Raw genomic sequence first — 17,950 nt, forward strand, 5'->3', positions numbered from 1 at the left:
TCTTAAGTAAGAATGCCGGGATGGACTTGGGCAGTGCGGCCAGCGTCTCAGCAGCCGAATGGATCGGTCGGGCACCTCACGAGGACCTCGACCACACCGCTCGCCCCGTCCTCCCCCACGACGATCCGTTCTACGTCCCCCCTGCCGGGTTCCAGCACGCCGAACCGGGCACCGTGCTGCGCAGCCGCGACGTCGAGCTGGCATTTCTGGGCCTGATCCCGCAGCGCCTGCACGCCACGCAGCTGCTGTACCGCTCCACCGACCGCAACGGCATCCCCGAAGCCGCCGCCACCACCGTCATCGTCCCGGCCGACGCCGCGCCCGACTGCCCGATCGTGTCGTACCAGTGCGCGATCGACGCGATCTCGGCCCGGTGCTTCCCCTCATATGCCCTGCGCCATCACGCCAAGGCCACCGGCTCCCTGGCCCAGCTGGAATTCCTGCTGATGTCGGCCGCCCTGGCCGAGGGCTGGGCAGTCTCGGTTCCCGACCATGAGGGCATCAACGGCATGTGGGGCGCACCGTATGAGCCGGGCTACCGGGTGCTCGACGGCTTGCGTGCGGCGATCAACGCCGAGCACCTGTCGCTCTCGCCGACCACCCGCATCGGGCTGTGGGGATACTCCGGCGGCGGCCTGGCCAGCGCCTGGGCCGCCGAGATGGCCGGCAGCTACGCGCCCGAGCTCAACATCGTCGGCGCCGTCCTCGGTTCCCCCGTCGGCAACCTCGGCAACACCTTCCGCAGGCTCAACGGCACTGTGTTCTCAGGTCTGCCTGCCCTCGTGGTCGCCGCCCTCGCCGACATCTACCCCAACCTCAACCGGGTCATCGCCGAGCACGCCACGACCGAGGGACGCAAGGTCCTCGACCGGCTGCACCGGATGACGACCGCGGAGGCCATCGTCCGGATGTTCCGCACGGACATGGCCGACCTGGTCGACATGCCGCTGGAGGAAATCCTCGACGGGCCCGAGGTCAGCGAGGTGTTCCAGGACACCAAACTCGGTGTGGCCGTGCCGGTTCCGCCGGTGCTGATCGTTCAGGCCGTGCACGACGAGATCATCTCGGTCGACGACATCGACGAACTCGCCGACACCTACCTGGCCGGCGGCGCCGACGTGACCTACCACCGCGACATGTTCAGCGAACATCTGCTGCTGCACCCGTTCTCGGCGCCGATGGCCTTGCGCTGGCTCACCGACCGGTTCGCAGACCGCCCGCTGACCGCCAACCTCGTGCGGTCCAAGTGGCCGACGCTGCTGAACCCGATCACCTACATGGGCATGGCGCGGCTGGCCGGAATCGCCACCAAGGTCGCGTTGGGTCGGACAGTTCGGCGACGCCCGCTCTGACCTGCCGAGAGCTGGCACAATAGGGGTAGATGCGTTATATCCGTCAGCTTCCGCCGGTGGCCCTGCGCGACAGCGTCGACCACCTGTGGTGCATTGCGGACGGACCCACCTATCCCGCTGAGCGCATCCTGCCCACGGGTACCACCGAACTCGTCATCAATCTGGGTACTGATGTCGTCGCCATCACCAACCACCATGGTTCACAACAATTTTCAGGAGCCGTCGTCTCCGGCCCCTACACCCGGCCATTCGATATCGACGCGCGCGAGCACACCGCCATGGTGGGCGTGCACTTCAAGCCGGGCGGGATACGCGCGGTCCTCGGCGTATCACCGCACGAACTGCTCGGTTCCCACATCGACCTCGAGGCGCTGTGGAACGGCGCGGCCACCGAACTGCGCTCCGAGATCTGCGAGGCGGAGTCGGTCAGGGAGCGCTTCGCCATCGTCGAGTTCGCCTTGCTCACCCGATCACGCGGCGGCGGCCTGACCCGAGAAGTGGCCTTCGCCGTGGACACGCTCAGCCTCGATCATCACCCACCTTCGATCGAAAAGCTTGCCCGCGAAATCGGTTTCAGCCATCGCAGGCTGATCCAGCTGTTCACCACCCAGGTCGGAATGACGCCCAAACGGTTCGCCCGCCTGCAACGGTTCCGCCACGCACATGACGCCGTCTCCTCGGCGGTGTCACCGCCACATTGGTCCACCTTCGCCATCGAGCACGGGTACGCCGACCAATCGCACATGATCAGGGAGTTCCACGAGTTCTCAGGGATGACACCGGCCCAGCAACTGCGCCGCAGCGGGTACGTCGCGAAGGACGACCACATCGCCCTCGAACCATAGGTCAATTTTGTTCAATACATGCGCCGCGACGATCGGCAGACTGCGGTCATGTCTGGACACATCACCTACCGAACCGGCGCGGCCCGCTACCAGGTCACCGACGTCGAGCGCGCGGTTGCCTTCTACACCAAGCATCTGGGATTCGATGTCGCCCTCCGCGGAGGACCAGCATTCGCATCCGTGGTCAACGGCAACCTCACCCTGTTTCTGAGCGGCCCGGGCAGCTCGGGCGCACGTCAACTGCCCGACGGCACCCCGCAGACGCCGGGAGGCTACAACCGGATCGTGATCGAGGTCGACGATCTCGACGCAGCCGTCACCGAGTTGCGCGGAGCCGGCGTCGGGTTCCGCAACACGGTGGAGACGGGTCCGGGCGGCAGGCAGATCCAGCTCACCGATCCCGACGGCAACCCGGTCGAGCTATTCGAACCGGCAGCCGTCAAACCGCCGGCGGAGTGACCACCGGCGGGATCACCGGATACGCCGGCGTCTGGACAGGAGGCCAGGCCCCGAGGTCGTCACGCACCGTCGACACCGCCATCAACGCGTAGACCATCGCCGCCATCGCTGCCGGAAACAGGATGGTGCCGGCAATCTGCAGCTGCGTGTGCCCGAAGAAGACCGACGCAGCTTCCACCACATAGTGGACCCGGTTTTCCGGAGTGACCGGAGCACCGGCGATGTCGAGCGAACCGAACCGCCAATGGGCAAGTGCCGCACCGACACCCGCAGCCACAGCCGTCGCCACCCCACAACCGGCGGCCAACGCGGCGACCAGAACCGGCCCGCGATGCGGGGTCCACTGCCACAGTGCGACCGCCGCCACGACGCCCAGGACGACGAGCAGGCCCACGAACATGAACGCCGAAGTGAAGAAGTGGTCGGATTCGCCGCCCAGATAGGCGTGCACCCGGTCGCCGCTGCGGGTCAAAGCCACCACGCCGTGCACTCCCGGGGCCAGGAAGGCCCACAGCGCCCCGAGAACCGCACCGGCCACAGCAAGAGCAGCGATGACGATCAGGACGGCCCGCTCACGCGAAACTCGCGGCGCGCCCGGAATAGCGGCAGGGGTGGGGCCGACCGACAGCATCTGCTCTTCGCCCGAGAGGCTCATCGGTGCCTTCTGCTCTTCGCCCGAGAGGCTCATCGCCGCGTATCCAGGTCCGTCGAATCCACCTGCCCATGCCGCGAACACTTGGCCCACCACCCGGTCGGCCGCACCTGGACGATCATCCGGCGGCCGCACTCGGCGCAGAACCGCGGCGGCTCCAGGCCGAGCTGGGCCGCGGTGGGAACGACAGTCCCGTCAGCCGCGTCAGCCTGCACCCCGGTGTAGACGTTGTAAAGGCCTGCGCCGACCGGCGCGGGCAGAGCCGGCGTTTCTGCCATCTCGGAGATCACCACACCCCTGTTCTACAGGCTGGCGTTGAGGGCCTTGATCGGCATCTGCAGATCGTCGAGCAACTCCAGGTCCGACTCGGCCGGGCGACCCAGCGTGGTCAGGTAGTTGCCGACGATGACGGCGTTGATACCGCCCAGGATGCCCTGCTTGGCGCCGAGATCACCCAGGGTGATCTCGCGGCCACCGGCGAACCGCAGCATGGTGCGCGGCAGGGCCAGCCGGAACGCGGCCACCGCCTTGAGCGCCTCAGCCGCCGGCAGCACGTCCAGATCGCCGAACGGCGTGCCCGGACGCGGGTTGAGGAAGTTCAGCGGCACCTCGTGCGGGTTCAGCTCGGCCAGGTTGGCGGCGAACTCGGCACGCTGCTCCAGCGTCTCGCCCATGCCCAGGATGCCGCCGCAGCAGACCTCCATACCGGCCTCACGCACCATCTCCAGGGTGCCCCAGCGCTCTTCCCACGAGTGGGTGGTGACCACATTCGGGAAGAACGACTGCGCGGTCTCCAGGTTGTGGTTGTAGCGGTGCACGCCCATGTCTTTGAGGCGGTCCACCTGCTCCTGGGTCAGCATGCCCAGCGAGCAGGCGATCTGGATGTCGACCTCGTTGCGGATCGCCTCGATACCAGCGGCCACCTGGGCCAGGAGGCGCTCGTCGGGGCCGCGCACCGCGGCCACGATGCAGAACTCGGTGGCGCCGGTCTTGGCGGTCTGCTTGGCAGCCTCGACCAGGCTCGGGATGTCGAGCCACGCGCTGCGCACCGGGGAGGCGAACAGACCCGACTGCGAACAGAAGTGGCAGTCCTCCGGGCAGCCGCCGGTCTTGAGGCTGATGATGCCCTCGACCTCGACCTCGGGGCCACACCACTTCATCCGGACCTCGTGGGCCAGTGCCAGCAGCTCCTCGAGCTTGTCGTCGGGCAGCTGCAGCACCTGCAGCGTCTGGTCCTGGTCGAGGCCGACGCCACGCTCCAGAACCTGCTCGCGAGCTACGCCCAGTACATCTACGGCTGCCTGCGTCACCGAAAGTCCTCCTGTGGATCGTGTGGCCGGTCGAGCCGACGATTGAACACGTCGGCGGTGCCGACAATTGAACACCGTTCAGGCTAGGGTAACGGTGTGCAACTCCACAAACCCGACGTGGTGGATGCGGCGACGGCCATCCTGGACAACTACGGCATCGCCGACCTGACGATGCGACGCCTGGCTCGTGAGCTCAACGTCAGCCCCGGCGCGCTGTACTGGCACTTCGCCAACAAACAGGAACTGCTCGGCGCCGTCGCCGACCGCATCCTGCAGCCTGTACACATCGACGGCACCGCGGCGGCATGGCCGGGCCGAATCCACCAGATCTGTGTGGCGTTGCGGGACGCGCTGTTGTCGCACACCGACGGAGCCGAGCTGGTCTCCTCCAGCTTCGCCGCAGGCCAGTCCCAGATCGTCGGTGAAATCGTGGCGCAGCTCGCCGATGCCGCCCGGAACGCCGGCGTGACGTCGCCCGATGACGAGTTGGCCGCCCGCACGGTGCTCTATTACGTGCTGGGCTTCACCGCCGACGAACAATCCCGGCTCCAGTGGGACGCGGCGGGCGCACTGACCGATGAGCAGTCGGTGCTCAGCCACGACACGTCGCGGCAATTCGCCTTCGGCCTGCAGTTGCTCGTCGACGGCTTGGCGGTGCGCGGCGCCAGCACGCTCAGCTCCGGACGCGGCATCTCGCACCTCAGCCAGGGCTGAGCTTTCGAGCGGTTTGTGCACGATTTCCCGCGGCTGCCGCGGAAGATCGTGCACAAATCACCCGGTGAGCCCCACAGCTCAAGGCCGATCAGCCGATCGGGTGTTCGAGGCGCTTGTCGCCGTCCCAATGCCGTAGCCCCGTCACCTGGCCCAGGATCTCTGCGGGGCGTCCGGCAATGCGTACGGCCGTGGTCAACCTGGCGGGAGGCACCCGTCGGGCCAACGTCACATGCGGGGTCCAGTTCCCCGGTTCGGCGTGCGGCATCGGGGCCGGGTCCATGAACGGCAGGCACAGGCGGTACGTATCGGCCTGGACCGCGAGCAGTTCGTCGGTCGGGACCAGTAGCCGCGCCAATACTCCGGCCGAGCGCCCGAAGATCAGCGTCGCTCCCAGCCGGCACGGCAGCGGGAACCGGTCGACGAGGTCGGTGAGCAGGACGTCAGCCTGAGCGTCGATGTGTTGGGCGACGGTCAGCGTCGCGTGCGGCCTGCTGGCGGGCGCCTGGCTGGGAATGTCGGCGTCGCGCAGTGCATCCCAGATCCGCCGGACCGTGTCCTCGGTGTCCGGATCGAATACCAGCTCGACGGAATGGACCATCTCAAGCCAGGCCGGTCAGCCAGTTCAGATCGAAGGCGTCGGCGCAGATCTTCTCGAATTCCTCGGCGCTCGTCCGGCCGACTCCTGCGGGCAGTACTGCGCGCACTGGCGCCAACCGCGCCAGCGCGTCCCGGTTGCCCGACTCGGCGACACCGGGCTTGTCCGGCCACGCCCCGATCGCCAGACCGGCACATGGAATCCCCTGCCCAGCAAGTGATTCCAATGTCAACGCGGTGTGGTTGAGCGTTCCGAGCCCCGGGGAGACCACCACGAGGACGGTAGCGGAGAGATCAACAGCCAGATCACGCAGCGTGACGCCGTCAGCCCCCAGTTCGACCAGCAGACCACCCGCACCTTCGACGAGGGTCAGCCCGCCGGGAACCTCGGCGGCTCGCACCGCGTCCACCAACTCGGTACGCGCGGGCAACGGAAGTCCGGCACGCTGCGCGGCAGATACCGGCGCCAGCGGTTCCGGATACCGCCATCCGCCGTGCAGATTGCCGATCCCGGACAGCCGGTGCACCTCACCGAGATCGTTGTCGCCGTCGACGGTTCCGGTCTGCACCGGCTTGCACACTGCGACATCGATGCCGGCCAGGCGGGCCGCGCACGCCAGCGCAGCGGTCGTCACCGTCTTCCCGACGCCGGTGTCGGTACCCGTGACGACCAGCGTGCTCACAACCGGGCCTTCGACAGCACCTCGGTCAACACCTCGCGCGCCAGGTCCATCTCGTCGGCGGTCAGCGACGCCCGTGCGGTCAAGCGCAGCCGCGAAGTGCCCTCGGGCACGGTCGGCGGACGGAAGCACCCCACCCGCACGCCACGGTCCAGACAGGCGGCTGCCGCGGCCACCGCCACCTCGGGCTCGCCGAGGATGACCGAGACGACGGCGGAGTCCGGCACGGCGGTGCCCCCGGAGATCCGGGCGAGTTCGGCGGCATGGTCCAGGACGGCTTGCGCGCGCTGCGGTTCGGCGATCAGTACCCGCAGGGCCGCCCAGGCGGCGCCCACGGCCGCGGGCGCCAGGCCGGTGTCGAAGATGAACGGGCGGGCCGTGTCGATGAGATGGGCCCGGATCGCCTCCGGTCCGAGCACCACGCCGCCTTGGCTGCCCAGCGCCTTCGACAGCGTCGTCGTCATGACCACGTCCGGCGCCCCGGCCAGGCCGGTCTCGTAGAGCAGACCTTGTCCACCCGGGCCGCGCACACCCAGCCCGTGCGCCTCGTCGACGAGCAACAGCGCGCCGTGGCGGCGGCAGACGGCGTGCAGCTCACGCAACGGCGCCAACGCACCATCGGTACTGAACACGGATTCGGTCAGGACCACCGCGCGTTCCTCGGTGCGCGCCGACAGTGCGGCGTCGACCGCGTCGACGTCGCGGTGCGGTGTGACGGTCACCCGGGCGCGCGACAACCGGCACGCGTCGACCAGGGATGCGTGCGTGAGAGCGTCGGAGACCAGCAGCGAGCCGGGGCCGGACAATGCGACGACGGCACCCAGATTGGCGGTGTAGCCCGAGGAGAAGACCAACGCCGACTCGGCGCCGACGAACGCTGCCAGAGCGGTTTCGAAGCCTTCGTGCAGTTCGGTGTTGCCGGTGACCAGCCGGGATCCACCGGCACCCGCGCCCCAGGTCCGCAGCGCCTCGATGCCGCCGTCCAGCACCTCCGGGTGCTGCGACAACCCCAGATAGTCGTTGGAGGCCAGGTCCAGTTCGGTGGCCACCGCGGGTCGGGTGCGCAGCTCACGGCGCAGTCCGGCCTGCCGGCGCCGCAGTTCGACGTCCGCGAGCCAGGCCAGCGGTGAAAGATCCGTGCGCGTCACGTGGTGCTCCTCTGTGCCGACCTACCGTTGAACACCGTTCAGGTTAGTGCACGCGCCACGCCGACCATGCCCGCGGTGATCTGTTCCACCTCCGCCGGAGTGCAGATGAAGGGCGGCATGGCGTAGATCAACTTGCCGAAGGGGCGCAGCCAGACCCCGTGACGCAGCGCCGCCAAGGTGGCAACCCGCATGTCCACCGGCTCGCGCATCTCGATCACGCCGATGGCACCGAGCACCCGGACATCGGCGACGCCCGGCAGCGCGCGGGCTGCCTCGAGTCCCTCCCGCAGTCCCGCCTCGATCTCGGTCACCCGGGCGCGCCAGTCGCCGCCGATCAGCAGTTCCACTGCCGCGACGCCGACGGCACAGGCCAGCGCGTTGGCCATGAAGGTCGGTCCGTGCATCAGCGCACCGGGCTCCCCCGCGCTGATCGTCCGGGCGATCTGTCCGGTGCACAGCGTGGCCGCCAGGGTGATGTAGCCGCCGGTCAGCGCCTTGCCCACGCACATGATGTCCGGGCTGACTCCGGCGTGCTCGGCGGCGAACAGCTTCCCGGTGCGGCCGAATCCGGTGGCGATCTCGTCGAAGATCAGCAGCACATCGTGGCGATCGCAGATCGCGCGCAGGTCGGTCAGGTACCGGGGATCGTGAAAGCGCATGCCTCCGGCGCCCTGCACGACCGGTTCGACGATCACCGCGGCGAGTTCGTCGGCATGCTCGGCCAGCTGACGCTCGAATGCCGCGCTGTAGGCAGGTTGATAGTCGGCGGGCACAGGCGGTGCGAAAACTTGCGGCACCAGCACATCGGTCCACAGCGAGTGCATGCCGCCGTCCGGATCGCACACGCTCATCGGCGTGAACGTGTCGCCGTGGTACCCGCCGCGCCAGGTCATGAGGCGGTGTTTGGAGCCCCTGCCCAGGCTGCGCCAGTACTGCAACGCCATCTTGACGGCCACCTCGACGGACACCGACCCGGAATCGCTGAAGAACACGGTCTCCAGACCCTCGGGGGTGAGCTCGACCAGAAGCTGAGCCAGCCGCGCGGCCGGTTCGTGGGTCAGTCCGCCGAACATGACGTGGTTCATGGTCGCGAGCTGGTCGTTGATCGCACGGTCCAGTACCGGGTGCCCGTGTCCGTGCACGGCGGTCCACCAGGACGCCATCGCATCGATCACCTCGATCGGTGCGCCGTCGGAAGGGTCGATCACAGTCAGCCACGCGCCTTTGGCACCGACCGCCACCACTGGTGGAAGCGCCGCCGAGCCCATGGCACTGTACGGATGCCAGATGTGGGCCGCGTCGATGGCATTGATCTGCGCTGGGGTCAGCTCAGCCACAGTCGGGCAGCCTAGCCCTTTGCTCACAGACTGTGACGCACGCATCCGAAATGTGAGCGGCAGGCCGATGTTAGGTAAATTGGCCTCGACCATGAAAACCCTTGACGCCCCCCGGACGGAGCCCGGCACCGAATCCGGTTCCGTTCCACGCGCAGTCATGGGTACCCGTGCATCGGGTTTCTACCGGCATGATCTGGATGGGCTGCGCGGTATCGCCATCGCCCTCGTGGCGATGTTCCACATCTGGTTCGGCCGGGTTTCCGGTGGTGTCGACGTTTTCCTGGCGCTGTCGGGATTCTTCTTCGGCGGCAAGATGCTTCGGATCGCACTCAACCCGGAAGCGCCGCTCTGGCCGCTTCCGGAAGTGGTCCGGCTGATTCGACGTCTGCTTCCCGCGCTGGTTGTCGTGCTTGCCGCAGCCGCCGTGCTGACCATCCTGGTGCAGCCCGAGACGCGCTGGGAAACGTTTGCTGACCAAAGCCTGGCGAGCCTGGGCTATTACCAGAACTGGGAACTGGCCAACACGGCCGCGGACTACCTTCGCGCCGGTGAGGCGGTCAGCCCGCTGCAGCACATCTGGTCGATGTCGGTCCAGGGGCAGTTCTATCTGGCGTTCCTGCTGCTGGTCTTCGGGTTCGCTTTCCTCGGGCGCCGGCTGTTCGGCCGCCACCTGCGAACCGCCTTCATCGTTTTACTGGGCGCGCTGACCATCGCGTCGTTCGTGTACGCGATCATCGCCCACAACAACGACCAGGCCACCGCCTACTACAACAGCTTTGCCCGCGGCTGGGAGCTGCTGGTCGGCGCTCTTGCCGGGGCCTTGGTCCCGGCGGTGCGCTGGCCGATGTGGCTGCGCACCGTCCTGGCGACCGTCTCGCTGGCCGCGATCCTGTCGTGTGGCTGGTGGATCGACGGGGTCAAGGAATTTCCCGGGCCATGGACCTTGGTTCCGGTCGGCGCCACCGTCATCTTCATTCTGACCGCCGCCAATCGGAGCGACGATCCGAGCGCGGGCCAGCGGTTGCCCGCGCCCAACCGGATGCTGGCGACCAAACCATTCGTGTCGCTCGGCTCTATGGCCTACTCGCTCTATCTGTGGCACTGGCCGTTGCTGATCTTCTGGCTGTCGCACTCGGGCCACGCCCACGCCAACTTCCTCGAGGGCACGGTCGTGCTGCTCGTGTCCGGCGTGCTGGCCTGGCTCACCACCCGCTACATCGAGGAGCCTCTGCGCTCGCAGAAGGCCAAGGCCTCCACGGCCACGGCGTCTGCCGTTCCGCTGCGGGTCCGTCTCCGCCGGCCGACCATCGTGCTGGGCTCCATCGTCGGCCTGCTCGGTGTCGCGTTGACGGCCACCTCGTTCACCTGGCGTGAGCATGTCACGGTGCAACGCGCCAACGGCAAGGAACTGTCCGGGCTGTCGGCCCGCGACTATCCGGGAGCACGCGCACTGATCGACCATGCCCGGGTCCCCAAACTGCCCATGCGCCCCACGGTTCTGGAGGCGAAGGACGATCTGCCGGCGTCCACGACCGACGGCTGCATCAGCGATTTCGGCAACACCGACATCATCAACTGCACCTACGGCGACAAGAACGCGACGCGCACCATCGCAGTGGCGGGCGGGTCGCACGCAGAACACTGGATCACCGCGCTGGACCTACTGGGTCGCCTGCACAACTTCAAAGTGGTCACGTACCTGAAGATGGGTTGTCCTCTCACCACGGAGGAGACGCCACTGGTGATGGGCGACAATCGTCCGTATCCGAAATGCCACGAGTGGAACGAGAAGGTGATGGCCCAGCTCATCACCGACCGCCCCGAATTCGTGTTCACCACTTCGACCCGACCGTGGAACATCAAAGACGGCGATGTCATGCCCGGCACCTACATCGGCATCTGGGACACCCTGTCCAAGAACAACATTCCGGTTCTCGCGATGCGCGACACACCGTGGCTGACCCGAAATGGCCAGCCGTACTTCCCCTACGACTGTCTGGCCAACGGCGGCGACTCCATCTCGTGCGGCATCGAGCGGTCCAAGGTACTCTCCGACCACAACCCCACGCTGGATTTCGTCGGAAGGTTTCCTCTGCTCAAGCCACTCGACATGAGCGATGCGGTGTGCCGTAAGGACTATTGCCGCGTGGTGGAGGGAAATGTCTTGATGTATCACGATTCCCACCACATCTCCACGACGTACATGCGCACGATGACAGGTGAACTGGGCCGCCAGATGGCGGCGGCCACCGGTTGGTGGTGAACCCATGCCACCGTCGTCTCCCGTGCCGTCATCTCCCCCACCCACACCGATGTCGACCGTCTGGCCCGGCGAGGCCTACCCGCTCGGCGCCACCTATGACGGTGCGGGCACCAACTTCTCGCTGTTCTCGGAAGTGGCCGAACGCGTCGAGCTGTGCCTGATCGCCAAGGACGGTACCGAGCACCGGATCAACCTCGAAGAGGTCGACGGTTACGTCTGGCACGCCTACCTGCCGACCGTCACCCCGGGGCAGCGGTACGGGTACCGGGTGTACGGCCCGTGGGATCCCGGCGCCGGACATCGGTGCGACCCCAGCAAGCTGCTGCTGGATCCCTACGGCAAGTCGTTCCACGGCGACTTCGATTTCAGCCAGGCCCTGTTCTCCTACGACCTGACGGCTGAGCCACCCGGAACCGGGACCCCGCCCCAGGTCGACTCCCTGGGACACACCATGACCAGTGTGGTGATCAATCCGTTCTTCCAGTGGGGTTCGGACCGCGCACCCAAGACCCCGTATCACGACACGGTGATCTACGAGGCGCACGTCAAGGGAATGACCCAGACCCACCCGGGTATCCCGGAGGAACTCCGGGGCACTTACGCGGGCTTGAGCCACCCGGTGGTCATCGAGTACCTCCAGTCGCTGAACGTCACCGCGATCGAACTGATGCCCGTGCACCAGTTCATGCACGACCACCGCCTGCTGGACCTGGGGCTGCGAAACTACTGGGGCTACAACACAGTCGGTTTCTTCGCCCCGCACTTCCAATATGCGGCCACCCGGCACGCCGGCGGCGCGGTCGCCGAGTTCAAGACCATGGTCAAGGCGTTCCACGACGCCGGGATCGAGGTCATCCTCGACGTGGTCTACAACCACACCGCCGAGGGAAACCACCTCGGGCCCACCATCAATTTCCGCGGCATCGACAACGCCGCCTACTACCGCCTGCTCGACGGGCAGCACGAGTACTACAAGGATTTCACCGGGACCGGCAACAGCCTCAATGCCCGGCACCCGCACACGCTGCAACTGATCATGGACTCACTGCGGTACTGGGTCCTGGAGATGCACGTCGACGGGTTCCGGTTCGACCTGGCCTCCACGCTGGCCCGCGAATTCTATGACGTGGACCGGCTTTCGGCGTTCTTCGATCTGGTCCAGCAGGACCCGGTGGTCAGCCAGGTGAAACTGATCGCCGAACCGTGGGACGTCGGCGAGGGTGGCTACCAGGTCGGCAACTTCCCCGGTCTGTGGACCGAGTGGAACGGCAAGTACCGCGACACGGTGCGCGACTACTGGCGCGGAGAACCCTCGACGCTCGGAGAATTCGCGTCACGGCTCACGGGCTCCTCGGATCTGTACGAAGCCACCGGTCGACGGCCCGGCGCCAGCATCAACTTCGTCACCTGCCACGATGGATTCACCCTCAACGACCTGGTGTCCTACAACGAGAAGCACAACGAGGCCAACGGTGAGGACAACCGCGACGGCGAGAGCCACAACCGCTCGTGGAACTGCGGTGTCGAGGGGCCGACCGACGATCCCGAGATCGTGGCCCTGCGCGCCAAGCAGATGCGCAACATCATGGGGACCCTGCTGCTGTCCCAGGGCACCCCGATGATCGCCCACGGCGACGAGATCGGGCGGACCCAGTCGGGCAACAACAACGTGTATTGCCAGGATTCAGAGCTGTCCTGGATGGACTGGTCACGGCTGGAAACCAACGCCGACCACCTGGAGTTCACCCGCAAGGTGCTGGCATTCCGCAAGCGCCATCCCGCATTCCGGCGCCGCCGGTTCTTCGAGGGCAAGCCGATCCGCAGCGGCGACCAGGTCCGCGACATCGCGTGGCTCACCCCGGCGGGATCCGAGATGACCCCCGAGGACTGGGGCACCGGCCTGGGCACCTGTGTCGCGGTGTTCCTCAACGGGGAATCGATCCCTGCCCCCAATGCCCGCGGTGAACGTGTCGTCGACGACACGTTCCTGTTGTGCTTCAACGCCAACGACCACGAGCAGGATTTCGTCACCCCGAACGGCGACTACGCCGCCGAATGGACGGGCGATCTCGATACCGCCAGTCCGACAGGCGATTCCGACCTGGTCGTGGCCGCGGGCGAGAAGATCTCGCTGCAAGCCCGCTCACTGCTCGTGCTGCGCAAGACGGCCTGACATGCCCAGCCCGGTCCTGTCCACCTATCGGCTCCAGATGCGTGCGGACTGCTGCACATTCGACGATGCGGTGAATCTGCTCGACTATCTCGACCGGCTGGGAATCTCGCATCTGTATCTGTCGCCGATCCTGACCGCCGCGCAGGGATCCACCCACGGATACGACGTCACCGATCCCACCACGGTTTCGGCCGCCCTCGGCGGCCCGGACGGTCTCCGGCGGCTGTCCATGGCTGCCCGTGAGCGAAACATCGGCCTGATCGTCGATATCGTGCCCAACCACGTCGGCGTCGCCCACCCCGAGCAGAACCCGTGGTGGTGGGATCTGCTGCGGTACGGCCGGGGTTCGGCCTATGCCGACTATTTCGACATCGACTGGGATCTCGACGGCGGACGGATCGTGTTGCCGGTCCTGGGTTCCGACGGCGATGTCGCGGATCTGGTGCTCGACGGCGATGTGCTGCGACTTGGCGACCTGGTGTTCCCGGTGGCACCGGGAACGGGCTCGGGTACCGGCAGGGAGGTCCATGACCGCCAGCACTACCGGCTGACGGGTTGGCGCACAGGGGTCTGCGGCTACCGTCGCTTCTTCTCGATCACTTCCCTGGCGGCGCTGCGCCAGGAGGACCGAGCCGTCTTCGACGCGAGCCACGTCGAGATCAAGCGCTGGTTCGACGAGGGTCTGGTGGACGGTCTGCGTATCGATCATCCGGACGGATTGTCCAACCCCGCAGGCTATCTGAGGCGGCTGCGCGAACTCACCGGCCCCGATGCCTGGATCGTGGTCGAGAAGATCCTGGCCGTCGACGAGAGTCTCGATGCGTCATTGCCCGTCGACGGCACCACCGGCTACGACGCGCTCCGCGAGGTGGGTGGGTTGTTCATCGCCCCGCCCGGGGAGGCCACACTCACCGCGGTGAGCGGGCGCCCGGAGCCCGCCGCCGAACGCACACTCAAGGCCGCGGCGGTCACCGACACCCTGGCCAGCGAATTGAGTCGGCTGTGCCGGGCCATCACGGCGGTGACGAATCAGCCGGACCGCCTGCTGCCCACGGCCGTGGCCTCCCTGATCAGCCGGATCGGCGTGTACCGCAGTGACTATCCGGCGCTCGGCGCGATCCTGCCGGTAGCCCTACGGGAGACGGCCTGCGCCGCACCAGAACTCACCGATGCGCTGTCCATCATCGCGACGGCACTGTCCTCCAGCGACGAGGTGGTGGCCCGGTTCAACCAACTGTGCGGGGCTGCGACGGCCAAGGCTGTCGAGGATTGCCTGTTCTACCGCGACGCCCGACTGGTGTCGCTCAACGAGGTCGGCGGGGCACCCGAGTTGTTCGGGGTGTCCACTGCCGAGTTCCACCAGCGGACGACGACGCGGATGCGGGCCTGGCCGAAGACGATGACCACGTTGTCGACCCATGACACCAAGCGCGGAGAGGACGTCCGCGCCCGCATCGGGCTGCTGTCCCAGGTGCCGCAGACCTGGGCCGATTCGGTCCAACGGTGGTCGGCATCGTCCAATCCCCCGGACCGGGACACCGCACTGTTCCTGTGGCAGAACATTTTCGGCGTCTGGCCGGTGGACGGCACCGTGACAGACGATCTTCGCGCCCGGTTGCACGCCTACGCCGAGAAGGCCTCGAGGGAAGCCGCCACCCGAACGTCCTGGCATGACCCATGCGTGGACTTCGAGAACGAAATGCACGGCTGGCTCGACCGGGTCCTCGATGGGCCGGTCGCAGGCGAACTGACGGCCTTGGTGGGCCGGCTCGAGGTGCACGCCCGAAACGACAGCCTGGGTCAGAAACTCATCCAGCTGACCGTTCCCGGCATTCCCGATGTCTACCAGGGCACCGAGACGACGGAGGACAGTCTGGTCGATCCGGACAATCGCCGCCCGATCGACTACGCGGCACTGCGCGATGCGTTGGAGCGCGGAGGCGATGACAAACTGCGGGTGACCACCGCCGCGCTCACCCTGCGCCGTGACCGGCCGGCGACCTTCCTGGCAGGCGGCTACACGCCGCTGCCCGCCATCGGTGGCAACGCGGCACACCTGGTGTCGTTTCTGCGCGGCCAGGATGTCTTGGTGGCCGCGTGCCGGTGGACCGTGGCTCTGGCCGAAACCGGCTGGGCCGATACGGCATTGCCATTGCCCGACGGCCGGTGGACAGACCGGCTCAATGGGCGGAGCTGGACCGGCCTGGTGCCGCTGACCGACTTGCTCGCCGATTCGCCGGTGGCCTTGTTGGAGCGCACCGATGACTGAATTCACGGTATGGGCACCCAAACCCGACCGCGTGCGGGTCGACGTGGACGGCACACTGCACGAGATGACGCGCGCCGCTGACGGCTGGTGGCGGGCCGAGGTCGGCTGCCGCCCCGACGCCCGGTACGGGTTCGTCCTCGACGACGACACGACCGTCCTTCCCGACCCTCGCTCGGCCCGCCAGCCCGACGGTGTACACGCGCGCTCACAGCTGTGGGAGCCCGCGCCGGAGGTGTGGACCGACGCCGGGTGGAAGGGCCGGTCCATCTGCGGCCGGGTGATCTACGAACTTCACACCGGGACCTTCACCCCCGAGGGCACGTTCGATGCCGCCATCGAGAAGCTGGACCATCTGGTGGATCTCGGCGTGGACTTCGTCGAGTTGATGCCGGTGAACGCCTTCAACGGCGTCCATGGCTGGGGTTATGACGGAGTGCTCTGGTACGCGGTGCACGAGCCCTACGGCGGACCGGACGGCCTGATCCGGCTCATCGACGCCTGCCACGCACGCGGACTCGGCGTGCTGATCGACGCGGTGTTCAACCACCTCGGTCCGTCGGGCAACTACCTTCCGCGGTTCGGTCCGTATCTGTCCACCGGCAGCAATCCGTGGGGCAGTTCGGTCAATCTGTCCGATGCCGACGCCGACGAGGTCCGCGGCTACATCATCGACTGCGCGCTGCGCTGGATGCGCGACTTCCACGCCGACGGTCTGCGGCTGGACGCGGTGCATGCGCTGGTGGACACCACCGCAATCCACCTGCTGGAGGAACTGGCGACCGAGACCGACGCCCTGGCCGAAGAACTCGGCCGACCGCTGTCGCTGATCGCCGAGAGCGACCTCAACGACCCGCGGCTGATCACCCCGCGCGACCGTGGCGGCTACGGCCTGACCGCACAGTGGGACGACGACGTCCACCACGCCATCCATACGGCGGTGTCGGGTGAGAGGCAGGGCTACTACGCCGATTTCGGGTCGCTGGCCGCCTTGGCGCAGACGCTGAAGCACGGATACTTCCACGCGGGCACCTATTCGTCGTTCCGCCATCGCAGGCACGGCCGTCCGTTGGACACCGCCACCATTCCGGGTACCCGACTGCTGGCCTACACCCTCACCCACGACCAGGTCGGCAACCGCGCCGTCGGCGACCGGCCGTCACAGCTACTGACTTTCGGCCAGCTGGCCGTCAAGGCGGTGCTCGCACTCGGCACACCGTATACGGCAATGCTTTTCATGGGTGAAGAGTGGGGATCCTCCTCGCCGTTCCAATTCTTCAGCTCGCATCCCGAGCCGGAACTGGCCCGCGCCACCGCCGAGGGCCGCAAGGCCGAATTCGCCGAGCACGGCTGGGATGCCGACGAGATCCCGGATCCCCAGGACCCGCAGACATTCCTGCGGTCCAAACTGAACTGGAGCGAGGTCGCCGACGGGGATCATGATCGGCTGCACAGGACGTATCGGGAGCTGATCGCGTTGCGGCGCACCGAGCCCGACCTCGCCGATCCGTGGCTGGATCACATGTCGATCGAATTCGACGAGCAGCAGCGCTGGATCGTCCTGCACCGCGGTGCGCTGTCCATCGTCTGCAACCTCGGCTCCGACGCGGTGTCGGTGCCGGTGACAGGCGAACTCGTGGCAGCCTGGGAAGAACCCGACATCGGTTCCGCCGCTACGGTATTGACCGGCCACTCCTTCGCCATTCTGCGCACCGAGCGCCTTCAGTAGTCCTTGCGCACGGCGGTGCCGTCCAGATCCACCGCGGCCCCGCGCGAGTCCGTGGGACGCAACTCCGCGAGCGCTAGACCCCGCTGGTCGACGAGCACGGAGCGCGCCTCGTCGGGCTCGAAGGCGTGCCGCTCGCCCCACTGGCGCAACGCGACCACGACCGTGAAGAGGTCACGGCCCGCCCGGGTGAGCGTGTACACCTGCCGCCGGCCCGATGCGGCCACCTCCCGGTCGAGGATGCCGCGCTCGACGAGTCGGCGCAGCCGGTCGGTGAGGATGTTGCGCGCGATGCCGGTGCGCTGCTGAAAGTCGGTGAATGCCCGTGCGCCGTCCATCGCATCGCGCACGATGAGCAGACTCCAGCGATCCCCGACCAGGTCGAGAGTGCGCGCCACCGGACAGGTGGCATCGGTCCAGGTCACGTCATC

The 17,950-nt window shown here is 67.2% G+C and carries 16 protein-coding genes; 8 read left to right on the forward strand and 8 right to left on the reverse strand.

The window, feature by feature from the left end:
* Positions 1–20: 20 nt before the first annotated feature.
* From ACNQR1_RS22180 to ACNQR1_RS22190, 3 genes are read left to right on the forward strand one after another with little or no spacing between them, the layout of a single operon-like run.
* The gene (locus tag ACNQR1_RS22180) at positions 21–1,352 is read left to right on the forward strand and encodes a lipase family protein (protein WP_418047865.1); all 1,332 of its coding nucleotides are present in this window, start codon (positions 21–23) and stop codon (positions 1,350–1,352) included.
* A 29-nt stretch (positions 1,353–1,381) separates the two neighbouring features.
* Complete coding sequence (locus ACNQR1_RS22185; protein WP_418047866.1) at positions 1,382–2,197, forward strand: AraC family transcriptional regulator; 816 nt, start codon at positions 1,382–1,384, stop codon at positions 2,195–2,197.
* Positions 2,198–2,245: 48 nt separating this feature from the next.
* On the forward strand, positions 2,246–2,656 hold the full coding sequence (locus ACNQR1_RS22190; RefSeq protein ID WP_418047867.1) for a VOC family protein: 411 nt from the start codon (positions 2,246–2,248) through the stop codon (positions 2,654–2,656).
* On the opposite strand, the gene ACNQR1_RS22195 is transcribed toward ACNQR1_RS22190, so the two are convergent.
* Genes ACNQR1_RS22195 through bioB form a run of 3 tightly spaced genes read right to left on the reverse strand, consistent with a single transcriptional unit; the run spans position 2,637 to position 4,618 of the window.
* Positions 2,637–3,344, reverse strand: a complete 708-nt coding sequence (locus tag ACNQR1_RS22195; protein ID WP_418047868.1) for a DUF2567 domain-containing protein — start codon at positions 3,342–3,344, stop codon at positions 2,637–2,639. The two genes, ACNQR1_RS22190 and ACNQR1_RS22195, sit on opposite strands and share 20 nt — an antisense overlap.
* Positions 3,341–3,586 carry a hypothetical protein gene (locus ACNQR1_RS22200; protein ID WP_418050448.1) on the reverse strand — a complete coding sequence of 82 codons (246 nt, stop codon included), beginning with the start codon at positions 3,584–3,586 and terminating at the stop codon, positions 3,341–3,343. Before ACNQR1_RS22200 ends, ACNQR1_RS22195 begins: the two co-directional genes overlap by 4 nt.
* A gap of 24 nt (positions 3,587–3,610) precedes the next feature.
* Positions 3,611–4,618 carry a biotin synthase BioB gene (gene bioB, locus ACNQR1_RS22205; RefSeq protein ID WP_418047869.1) on the reverse strand — a complete coding sequence of 336 codons (1,008 nt, stop codon included), beginning with the start codon at positions 4,616–4,618 and terminating at the stop codon, positions 3,611–3,613.
* Positions 4,619–4,714: 96 nt separating this feature from the next.
* On the opposite strand from bioB, the gene ACNQR1_RS22210 reads away from it, so the two are divergent.
* Positions 4,715–5,332 (forward strand): TetR family transcriptional regulator, encoded by a 618-nt coding sequence (locus ACNQR1_RS22210; RefSeq protein WP_418047870.1) that lies wholly within the window; start codon positions 4,715–4,717, stop codon positions 5,330–5,332.
* An 88-nt stretch (positions 5,333–5,420) separates the two neighbouring features.
* Here the strand turns inward: ACNQR1_RS22210 and ACNQR1_RS22215 are convergent, their stop codons facing one another.
* From ACNQR1_RS22215 to ACNQR1_RS22230, 4 genes are read right to left on the reverse strand one after another with little or no spacing between them, the layout of a single operon-like run.
* Positions 5,421–5,930 carry a 2'-5' RNA ligase family protein gene (locus tag ACNQR1_RS22215; protein ID WP_418047871.1) on the reverse strand — a complete coding sequence of 170 codons (510 nt, stop codon included), beginning with the start codon at positions 5,928–5,930 and terminating at the stop codon, positions 5,421–5,423.
* 1 nt (position 5,931) lies between these two features.
* On the reverse strand, positions 5,932–6,609 hold the full coding sequence (gene bioD / locus ACNQR1_RS22220) for a dethiobiotin synthase (RefSeq protein ID WP_418047872.1): 678 nt from the start codon (positions 6,607–6,609) through the stop codon (positions 5,932–5,934).
* Positions 6,606–7,754: an 8-amino-7-oxononanoate synthase gene (locus ACNQR1_RS22225; RefSeq protein WP_418047873.1), complete on the reverse strand. Its 1,149-nt coding sequence runs from the start codon at positions 7,752–7,754 to the stop codon at positions 6,606–6,608. Before ACNQR1_RS22225 ends, bioD begins: the two co-directional genes overlap by 4 nt.
* Before the next feature lie 38 nt (positions 7,755–7,792).
* Positions 7,793–9,091 (reverse strand): adenosylmethionine--8-amino-7-oxononanoate transaminase, encoded by a 1,299-nt coding sequence (locus ACNQR1_RS22230; RefSeq protein WP_418047874.1) that lies wholly within the window; start codon positions 9,089–9,091, stop codon positions 7,793–7,795.
* Positions 9,092–9,182: 91 nt separating this feature from the next.
* Here ACNQR1_RS22230 and ACNQR1_RS22235 point away from each other — a divergent pair, with 91 nt between their 5' ends.
* From ACNQR1_RS22235 to treZ, 4 genes are read left to right on the forward strand one after another with little or no spacing between them, the layout of a single operon-like run.
* On the forward strand, positions 9,183–11,354 hold the full coding sequence (locus ACNQR1_RS22235; protein ID WP_418047875.1) for an acyltransferase family protein: 2,172 nt from the start codon (positions 9,183–9,185) through the stop codon (positions 11,352–11,354).
* A gap of 4 nt (positions 11,355–11,358) precedes the next feature.
* Positions 11,359–13,527, forward strand: a complete 2,169-nt coding sequence (glgX, locus tag ACNQR1_RS22240) for a glycogen debranching protein GlgX (RefSeq protein WP_418047876.1) — start codon at positions 11,359–11,361, stop codon at positions 13,525–13,527.
* A gap of 1 nt (position 13,528) precedes the next feature.
* Positions 13,529–15,796, forward strand: coding sequence for a malto-oligosyltrehalose synthase (gene treY / locus ACNQR1_RS22245; protein WP_418047877.1), 2,268 nt, complete (start codon positions 13,529–13,531; stop codon positions 15,794–15,796).
* A complete protein-coding gene (treZ, locus tag ACNQR1_RS22250) occupies positions 15,789–17,522 on the forward strand; it encodes a malto-oligosyltrehalose trehalohydrolase (RefSeq protein ID WP_418047878.1) in 1,734 nt (577 codons plus the stop codon). Before treY ends, treZ begins: the two co-directional genes overlap by 8 nt.
* Here the strand turns inward: treZ and ACNQR1_RS22255 are convergent.
* Positions 17,516–17,944 (reverse strand): winged helix-turn-helix transcriptional regulator, encoded by a 429-nt coding sequence (locus ACNQR1_RS22255; RefSeq protein WP_418047879.1) that lies wholly within the window; start codon positions 17,942–17,944, stop codon positions 17,516–17,518. The genes treZ and ACNQR1_RS22255 overlap by 7 nt on opposite strands.
* Between the last annotated feature and the right edge of the window lie 6 nt (positions 17,945–17,950).

Origin of the sequence: Mycobacterium sp. 48b (assembly GCF_048282725.1) — a bacterium.
Taxonomy (GTDB): Bacteria; Actinomycetota; Actinomycetes; order Mycobacteriales; family Mycobacteriaceae; genus Mycobacterium.

Excerpts from the sequence above, each read along its gene's own strand:
- ACNQR1_RS22215 (WP_418047871.1), bottom strand. The coding sequence starts at position 5,930 with ATGGTCCATTCCGTCGAGCTGGTATTCGATCCGGACACCGAGGACACG.
- ACNQR1_RS22195 (WP_418047868.1), bottom strand. The coding sequence starts at position 3,344 with ATGAGCCTCTCGGGCGAAGAGCAGAAGGCACCGATGAGCCTCTCGGGC.
- ACNQR1_RS22200 (WP_418050448.1), bottom strand. The coding sequence starts at position 3,586 with ATGGCAGAAACGCCGGCTCTGCCCGCGCCGGTCGGCGCAGGCCTTTAC.
- ACNQR1_RS22235 (WP_418047875.1), top strand. The coding sequence starts at position 9,183 with ATGAAAACCCTTGACGCCCCCCGGACGGAGCCCGGCACCGAATCCGGT.
- ACNQR1_RS22185 (WP_418047866.1), top strand. The coding sequence starts at position 1,382 with ATGCGTTATATCCGTCAGCTTCCGCCGGTGGCCCTGCGCGACAGCGTC.
- glgX (WP_418047876.1), top strand. The coding sequence starts at position 11,359 with ATGCCACCGTCGTCTCCCGTGCCGTCATCTCCCCCACCCACACCGATG.
- treZ (WP_418047878.1), top strand. The coding sequence starts at position 15,789 with ATGACTGAATTCACGGTATGGGCACCCAAACCCGACCGCGTGCGGGTC.
- treY (WP_418047877.1), top strand. The coding sequence starts at position 13,529 with ATGCCCAGCCCGGTCCTGTCCACCTATCGGCTCCAGATGCGTGCGGAC.
- ACNQR1_RS22190 (WP_418047867.1), top strand. The coding sequence starts at position 2,246 with ATGTCTGGACACATCACCTACCGAACCGGCGCGGCCCGCTACCAGGTC.
- ACNQR1_RS22180 (WP_418047865.1), top strand. The coding sequence starts at position 21 with ATGGACTTGGGCAGTGCGGCCAGCGTCTCAGCAGCCGAATGGATCGGT.